This is a genomic window from Roseateles sp., from assembly GCF_036486225.1.
Classification (GTDB): domain Bacteria; phylum Pseudomonadota; class Gammaproteobacteria; order Burkholderiales; family Burkholderiaceae_C; genus Roseateles.
On the sequence record NZ_DASVNZ010000072.1, the window covers coordinates 1 to 7,082 of the forward strand.

At 68.7% G+C, this 7,082-nt stretch carries 10 protein-coding genes; 4 read left to right on the top strand and 6 right to left on the bottom strand.

Going from position 1 to position 7,082, the window contains the following annotated elements:
• Positions 1–529: LysR family transcriptional regulator (locus VF536_RS05285; protein WP_331613758.1), on the bottom strand; the 529-nt coding region annotated here is incomplete at its 3' end.
• 214 nt (positions 530–743) lie between these two features.
• Between VF536_RS05285 and VF536_RS05290 the strand changes: the two genes are divergently transcribed.
• On the top strand, positions 744–1,889 hold the full coding sequence (locus VF536_RS05290) for an MFS transporter (RefSeq protein WP_331613767.1): 1,146 nt from the start codon (positions 744–746) through the stop codon (positions 1,887–1,889).
• Positions 1,890–1,964: 75 nt separating this feature from the next.
• On the opposite strand, the gene VF536_RS05295 is transcribed toward VF536_RS05290, so the two are convergent.
• The 5 genes from VF536_RS05295 to VF536_RS05315 all read right to left on the bottom strand — a co-directional run bounded on the left by VF536_RS05295 (position 1,965) and on the right by VF536_RS05315 (position 4,028).
• Positions 1,965–2,261 (bottom strand): type II toxin-antitoxin system RelE/ParE family toxin, encoded by a 297-nt coding sequence (locus VF536_RS05295; RefSeq protein WP_331613760.1) that lies wholly within the window; start codon positions 2,259–2,261, stop codon positions 1,965–1,967.
• Positions 2,242–2,511 carry a hypothetical protein gene (locus VF536_RS05300; protein WP_331613761.1) on the bottom strand — a complete coding sequence of 90 codons (270 nt, stop codon included), beginning with the start codon at positions 2,509–2,511 and terminating at the stop codon, positions 2,242–2,244. Before VF536_RS05300 ends, VF536_RS05295 begins: the two co-directional genes overlap by 20 nt.
• Positions 2,512–2,530: 19 nt before the next feature.
• A complete protein-coding gene (locus VF536_RS05305; RefSeq protein ID WP_331613762.1) occupies positions 2,531–2,848 on the bottom strand; it encodes a type II toxin-antitoxin system RelE/ParE family toxin in 318 nt (105 codons plus the stop codon).
• A complete protein-coding gene (locus VF536_RS05310) occupies positions 2,826–3,095 on the bottom strand; it encodes a hypothetical protein (protein ID WP_331613763.1) in 270 nt (89 codons plus the stop codon). The genes VF536_RS05305 and VF536_RS05310 overlap by 23 nt, the downstream gene beginning before the upstream one ends.
• Before the next feature lie 135 nt (positions 3,096–3,230).
• Positions 3,231–4,028 carry a TetR/AcrR family transcriptional regulator gene (locus VF536_RS05315; RefSeq protein ID WP_331613764.1) on the bottom strand — a complete coding sequence of 266 codons (798 nt, stop codon included), beginning with the start codon at positions 4,026–4,028 and terminating at the stop codon, positions 3,231–3,233.
• Positions 4,029–4,242: 214 nt separating this feature from the next.
• Here VF536_RS05315 and VF536_RS05320 point away from each other — a divergent pair, with 214 nt between their 5' ends.
• The 3 genes from VF536_RS05320 to VF536_RS05330 form a co-directional block, all read left to right on the top strand.
• Complete coding sequence (locus VF536_RS05320; RefSeq protein WP_331613765.1) at positions 4,243–5,850, top strand: carboxyl transferase domain-containing protein; 1,608 nt, start codon at positions 4,243–4,245, stop codon at positions 5,848–5,850.
• 36 nt (positions 5,851–5,886) lie between these two features.
• Positions 5,887–6,429 carry a GNAT family N-acetyltransferase gene (locus tag VF536_RS05325; RefSeq protein WP_331613766.1) on the top strand — a complete coding sequence of 181 codons (543 nt, stop codon included), beginning with the start codon at positions 5,887–5,889 and terminating at the stop codon, positions 6,427–6,429.
• The coding region (locus VF536_RS05330) for an alpha/beta hydrolase family protein (RefSeq protein ID WP_414710284.1) at positions 6,426–7,082 on the top strand (657 nt) is incomplete at its 3' end. The genes VF536_RS05325 and VF536_RS05330, both read left to right, overlap by 4 nt.

The following is a 7,082-nucleotide window of genomic DNA, read 5'->3' on the forward strand; positions in this document are numbered from 1 at the left end:
TGCCGCGGCGGCGCAGGTAGTCCGGCGTCGCGCAGAGCATGCGCCGGTTCGGGCCGAGGCGGCGGGCGACCAGGCGCGAGTCCGCCGGTCCGCCGATGCGCACGGCGCAGTCGAAGCCTTCCTCGATCAGGTCGACGAGCGCGTCGGACAGCGAGACCTGCACGGTGACGTCGGGGTGTTCGCGCATGAACTCGGCCGCGAGCGGGCCGACGCAGCGGCGGCCCAGCGCGACGGTCGAGGTGACGCGCAGCAGCCCGCGCGCCTGCTGGCGGCCTTGCGTGAGCTCGGCCTCGGCGTCGTCGATGTCGGCGAGGATGGTCTGGCAGCGTTCGAGGTAGATCGCGCCCTCGTCGGTCAGCGCGAGGCGCCGCGAGCTGCGCTGCAGCAGCCGCACGCCGAGCCGCGCCTCCAGCCGCGCCAGCCGCTTGCTGCCGACGGCGGGGGAGAAGCCCAGTTCCCGCCCCGCCGCGGACAGGCTGCCCGTCGCGACGGCGCGCACGAACAGGCGCATGTCGTCGAGTTCATTCATTCCGGATCTCCGTTGGCCGCCGCATCATGCGGGCGCCATCTATTCCATTCTGGAACAGATGCTTATCCCTTTCGATGGATTCCCATCCGGGGAGCGACAGATCACAGTGCGGACCATTGAATCAACGTTGGAGTCGCTCGTGACCTCCCTCTCTTCCACCCTCGACGACGCCGGCGAAGCCGGCGCCAAACCGGCGGCCGCGCGCGGTTTCCCCTTGCCGATCCTGGCCCTGGCGCTGGCGGCCTTTGCCATCGGCACGACCGAGTTCGTGATCATGGGTCTGCTGCCGGCGATGGCGCAGGACCTCGCGGTGAGCCTGCCGCGCGCGGGTCTGCTGGTGACGGGGTATGCGCTGGGCGTAGCGCTGGGCGCGCCGCCGCTGGCGGCGCTCAGCGCGGGCTGGCCCCGCAAGCGGGCGCTGCTGGTGCTGATCGCGCTGTTCATCGCGGGCAACCTGTTGTCGGCGATCGGCGGCGGGTACTGGACGGTGATGGCGGGGCGCATCGTCGCGGCGCTGGCGCACGGGTCCTTCTTCGGCATCGGCGCGGTGCTTGCGAGCGAGCTGGTCGCGCCCGACCGCAAGGCCGGTGCAATCGCGCTGATGTTCACGGGTCTGACGCTGGCCAACGTGCTGGGCGTGCCCCTAGGCAACCTGATCGGCCAGGAGTGGGGTTGGCGCGCGAGCTTCGGCGCGGTCGCCGGCTTGGGCATCGTGGCGGCGATCGCGTTGATCGCGCTGCTGCCGAAGACCAAGGACGCCGACACCGCCGCGCAGCCCGGCAATGACTGGTCGGTGCTGAAGCGTCCGCAGGTGCTGATCGCGTTGGCGCTCACGGCGGTCGGCTTCGGCGGCATCTTCACCGCATTCACCTTCATCGCGCCGATGCTGTCGGAGGTGACCGGCCTGAGTTCGGGCTGGATCACGGGCGTGCTGTTCCTGTTCGGCCTGGGGTTGACGATCGGCAACACGGTGGGCGGCAAGCTGGCGGACTGGAAGCTGATGCCGTCACTGATGGGCGTGCTGGTCGCGCTGGCGATCGTGCAGGCGCTGCTGGCGGTGGTGCTCGACTGGCAATGGCCGACGATCGTGACCGTCTTCGTCTGGGGTATGGCCGCCTTCGCGACGGTGCCCGGACTGCAGATGCGGATGATGCAGCAGGCGCCCGATGCGCCGGCGCTGGTGTCGACGCTCAACATCGCGGCCTTCAATCTGGGCAACGCGGGTGGCGCGTGGCTGGGCGGGTGGATGCTGACGCACGGCGCTTCGCTGCGCTCGCTGCCGGTGGCGGGGGCAGGGCTTGCCGTGGTCGGGCTGGGATTGGCGGCGCTCAGTGTGGTGATCGAGCGGCGCGCGCGCTGATCCGATCCACGGCTGAAATGAACAGTGCGACCGTATGGGTCGCCCTTCTTTGAAAGTCGCCTCGTCTCGCGGCGATCATTGGGGTGGATTCGGCCAATCGCGCCGTGAGTGGACGATGTCCACAACTTCGACCCCCGTCGGCGTGATGCGATACGGCACGAGGTAGTTCGAAGTCACCGTGATCTCATGCAGGCCTTCTACGCGTTGGGATGCTCGATAGAGCGTGGGAAAGGTCAAGCAGAGCTTCATCCGCCTGCGGATCTCCCCGAAGAGATCAATGGCGGTTTGCAGGTTTCGTTCGGCGATGTGGTTGACGATGGTGTTCAGGCTTTCCACGGCCTGAGCGCGCCATTCAAGCGTCTTTTCCGCCATGACGATCCTTCCATGCGCAGATGATTTGCCAGGCGCGTGCCATGACCTCCTCGTGGGGAACACGAGGGCGCGGATCAGCCAAGGAACGGCGGATTCGCTCGCAGTACCACGCGTCCCAGGCCTGTTGATCAAAGGGCTCGTCGTCGTCCTCGAAGCCGGGGTCCGGCACGCGGGAGGAGTGTTCAGGCCTGAAGGAGTGCGATTCGCCAGCGGCGGGAATGATGCTGAGATCCACGATGTGGTGCTCCATGGAATGACTCGAAAGTCCTTCAATGCATTGAAGGCAGTAGTTGCGGCGGATTCGGCCAATCGCGCCGGGCGTGCACGACGTCGAGCACTTCGAGGGAGTTGGAAGTGATTCGGTACGGCACGAGGTAGTTCGCAGTCACCACGATTTCCCTGATGCCATCCACGCGCGAGGATGCGCGATAGAGCTTGGGGAAAGCCATTGCGAAGCGCAACTTCTTCCAGATCAGCCGCCTCAGCTCTTCCGCGGCCAAGGTGTTGTGTCGCGCGATCTCGGCAATGATCAGTCGATAGCGCAGATGAGCTCGAGGACGCCATTCAAGCGTTGTGGGGTTGTCCATGGACGCTCCGGAAGCCTTGAATGATTTCCTCGGTTTCCCGCATGACGACATCGTGCGGGATATTCGGGCGAGGGTCCTCGATCGAGAGGCGGATCTGCTCGCGATACCAGTCGTCCCAGGTGTCCTGGTCGAAGTTGTCCTCGCTGATGCGTGGAGCGTATTCGCCCGGTGCGGGCGTGGGAATTTGAACCGGCGATTGGACGGCGCCGAGCAGCTCTTCAACTGCGGGATTGATGTCGAGATCCACGATGTGAGGCTCCATGAGATGACTCGAAAGTCGGAGCCGTCATCGTTCCCGAACAGGGGTTGTCGAGCTATGACCTCAACTGCTGATCTTTTGACCTTCCCAGGTCTTGCGCGCCGCGGCGCGATGCGCTGAGGGTCAGGACTTGCCGTCGACGGCGTCGATGCCGCCGTCCAGTGCTTCCGCCACGCGGGCCTTCAACCGGCGCAGGGCCTTGAGCTCCTGGTCCGGCGCCTGCAGCGCCGGCCACAGCAGCGCGACCAGATCGCGCGCCGCCGCATCCACCTGGATCTGCCGTCCGGCGATGATCACCTCCCACAGCATGTGCTCCATCGGCCCGAACACCAGCGAGCGCAGCAGCCGCAGCGGGATGTCCTGCCGGACCTCGCCCTGCGCCTGGCCGCGCGCCAGCAGGTCCATCAGCGGCGCCGTGTAGCGCCGCTGCAGGTCGACGAAGGCCGCGCCGAAGTCCTGGCCCTCGCCGCGCGCCACCGGCGCCTCGCGCTTGCGGCCTTCCGACAGCACCAGCTCGCACAGCCCCGTGCCCTGGATCAGGAACAGCCGCAGGTGGGTGTGGACCACGAACTCCAGCTGGTCCCGGATCGGCCGCTCGCGCGGCAGGCCCGATTCGATCGCCTCGATGATCTCGTCGTACCAGTCGCCGATCACCCGCATGCAGAGCTCGCGCTTGCCGCGGAAGTAGGTGAAGACCGTCGCCTCGGAGATCCCCAGCCGCTGTGCGATCTCGGTCGTCGTCGCGCGTTCGTAGCCGCGCTCGGCGAACACCGCGCGGCTCGCGCGCAGGATGTCCTTCACCCGCTGCTCGGCCTTCGCGCCCACCGGCGAGCGGCGCTGCGCGGGCAGGGCGGCCGCGGACGGCGGGTCGAGTCGGGCGTCGAGGGAAACATCCACTCGGGACAGCGGGGCGGGGCTCATGAGGAGCGCATTCTCCGGGTTTATTGAGCCGGGCTCAAGTCGGTGCGTTTCCAACTGTCGTCCGGCTTGGAATCGTTCGCCATCTGGCTTATGCTTCGCGCCTTGCGCCGCTCCGGCGATCCCGGAACCGCGCCTTCAGCCAGCGCTTGCGCACCGAATTGAGCGCGGCTCATAAGACGGACGACGACCGTCCCCAGACCGGAGACCCAGACCCATGCCCCAGCTGTCCACCAAGCTCAACGCCCGCTCGGCCGACTTCAAGGCCAACGCGGATGCGATGCGCGGCCTGATCGACGACCTCAACGCCCGGCTGGCGAAGATCGCCGAGGGCGGCGGCGAGGCCGCGCGCGCCAAGCACGTCGGGCGCGGCAAGCTGCTCCCGCGCGACCGCGTGGAGATGCTGCTGGACCCGGGCACGCCCTTCCTGGAACTGGCCCCGCTGGCGGGCCTGGACATGTATGACAACGCCGCCCCGGGCGGCGGCGTGATCGCGGGCATCGGCCGAGTGTCCGGCGTCGAGTGCGTGATCGTCTGCAACGACGCGACCGTCAAGGGCGGCACCTACTACCCGATCACCGTCAAGAAGCACCTGCGCGCGCAGGAGATCGCCGACCAGAACCGCCTGCCCTGCATCTACCTGGTGGACAGCGGCGGCGCCAACCTGCCCAACCAGGACGAGGTCTTCCCGGACCGCGACCACTTCGGCCGCATCTTCTTCAACCAGGCGAATCTGTCCGCCAAGGGCATCCCGCAGATCGCCGTGGTGATGGGCTCCTGCACGGCCGGTGGCGCCTACGTGCCGGCGATGAGCGACGAGACCGTCATCGTCAAGAACCAGGGCACGATCTTCCTCGGCGGCCCGCCGCTGGTGAAGGCCGCCACGGGCGAGGTCGTCACCGCCGAGGACCTGGGCGGCGGCGACGTGCACACGCGCCTGTCCGGCGTGGCCGACCACCTGGCCGAGAACGACACCCACGCGCTGGCGATCGCGCGCCAGTCCGTGGCGCGGCTGAACTGGCGCAAGCAGGGCGAGCTGCTGACGCAGGCGCCCCAGGCGCCGGCCTACGATCCCGCCGAGCTGCACGGCGTGATCCCCACCGATACGCGCAAGCCCTTCGACGTGCGCGAGGTCATCGCCCGCATCGTCGACGGCAGCGCCTTCGACGAGTTCAAGGCGCGCTACGGCAACACGCTGGTCTGCGGCTTCGCCCACATCGAGGGCATGCCGGTCGGCATCGTCGCCAACAACGGCATCCTCTTCGCCGAGAGCGCCAACAAGGGCGCCCACTTCATCGAGCTCTGCTGCCAGCGCAAGATCCCGCTGGTGTTCCTGCAGAACATCACCGGCTTCATGGTCGGCCGCAAGTACGAGAACGAAGGCATCGCCCGTGCCGGCGCCAAGATGGTGACGGCGGTCGCGTGCGCGCAGGTGCCCAAGTTCACCGTGATCATCGGCGGCAGCTTCGGCGCCGGGAACTACGGCATGTGCGGCCGCGCCTACTCGCCGCGTTTCCTGTGGATGTGGCCGAACGCCCGCATCTCGGTGATGGGCGGCGAGCAGGCCGCGTCGGTGCTGGCCACGGTCAAACGCGACGGCATCGAGGGCAAGGGCGGCCAGTGGTCCGCGGACGAGGAAGAAGCCTTCAAGGCGCCGATCCGCCAGCAGTACGAGGACCAGGGCCATCCGTACTACGCCAGCGCCCGGCTGTGGGACGACGGCGTCATCGACCCGGCCGACACGCGCCGCGTGCTGGCGCTGGGCCTGTCCGCCGCGTTGAACGCCGAGATCCCCGAGACGAAATTCGGCGTGTTCCGGATGTAAGGTGCCGACCTCTTCCTGAACGCCTGCCTTGCGACGATGAACGACCTGACCCTGCGTCCGCTGAACCCCGATGATTCCATCGAGGCCCTGACCGCGCTGCTGCATGCGTCCTACGCGTCGCTGGCGGCGCAGGGCTGGAACTTCACCGCCGTCGACCAGAGCGTCCAGACGACGCGCGAGCGGGTGGCGAGCGGGCAGGCCTTCGTCGCGCTGAGCGCAGCCGGGGAACTGGTGGGCACAGTCACCGTCGCGCCGCCGAAGCGGCCCGACGGCCGCTACCTCGGCGACCCCGTGCCCGAGTGCTACACGCAGGCCGACACCGCCATCCTGGCCCAGCTCGCCGTGCATCCGTCGTGCCGCGGGCAGGGTGTCGGCAAGCGGCTGATGGACATCGCCGAAGCGTGGGCGCTCGCACAGGGCTATGCGCATGTGGCGCTCGACACGGCGGTGCCTGCCGAAGCGCTGCGCCGCCGCTACGAGCGCCGCGGCTACGCGCTGATCGGCGACGTGCAATGGGCCGGCAAGACCTATCGCAGCGTGCTGATGCGCAAGGCGCTGTGCGCGGAGGTGCGCGCATGAACCGCTTGACCCCTTCGACCCCCTCGACCCGCCGCAACTTCCGTATCGCCGCGCTCTGTCTGGGCGCCATCCTCGGCCTGTCCGGTGCCGCCGCGCGCGCGGAAGACACGACCACCGGCGACGCGCAGCCCGCGGCGCCCGTCCGCCTGGCCAACGACATCCGCGAGGCGGTGATCCGCGTGCCGGTGTCGGTCGAGAACCACCTCGGTCGCAAGCTGGACGCGGACCTCATCGTCACCACCTTCCGTCCGCCGGGCCCGGGGCCGTTCCCGCTGGTCGTCATCAGCCACGGCCGTCCGCCGCAGGAAGCGAAACGCGCGGCCATGCCGCGCCAGCGGCTCGAGGCCGCGGCCCGCTTCTTCGTCCGCAAGGGCTTCGCGGTGGCGGTGCCTACGCGCATCGGCTACGGCGAGCTCGCGGCCGTCGGCGACCCGGAGGCCAGCGTCCGTTGCGACGCGCCGCGCTACGCGTCGGCGGCGGAGGCCGCGGCCGCCGAGCTGTCGGCCGTCGTGCGCCACCTGCAATCCACCGCCGACATCGACGCGAAGCGCGTCGTGCTGATCGGCCAGTCGCTGGGCGGTTTCGCGACCATGGCGACGACCGGCGAACGCCTGCCCGGCGTCGTCGCGGCGATCGACTTCGCCGGCGGTCAC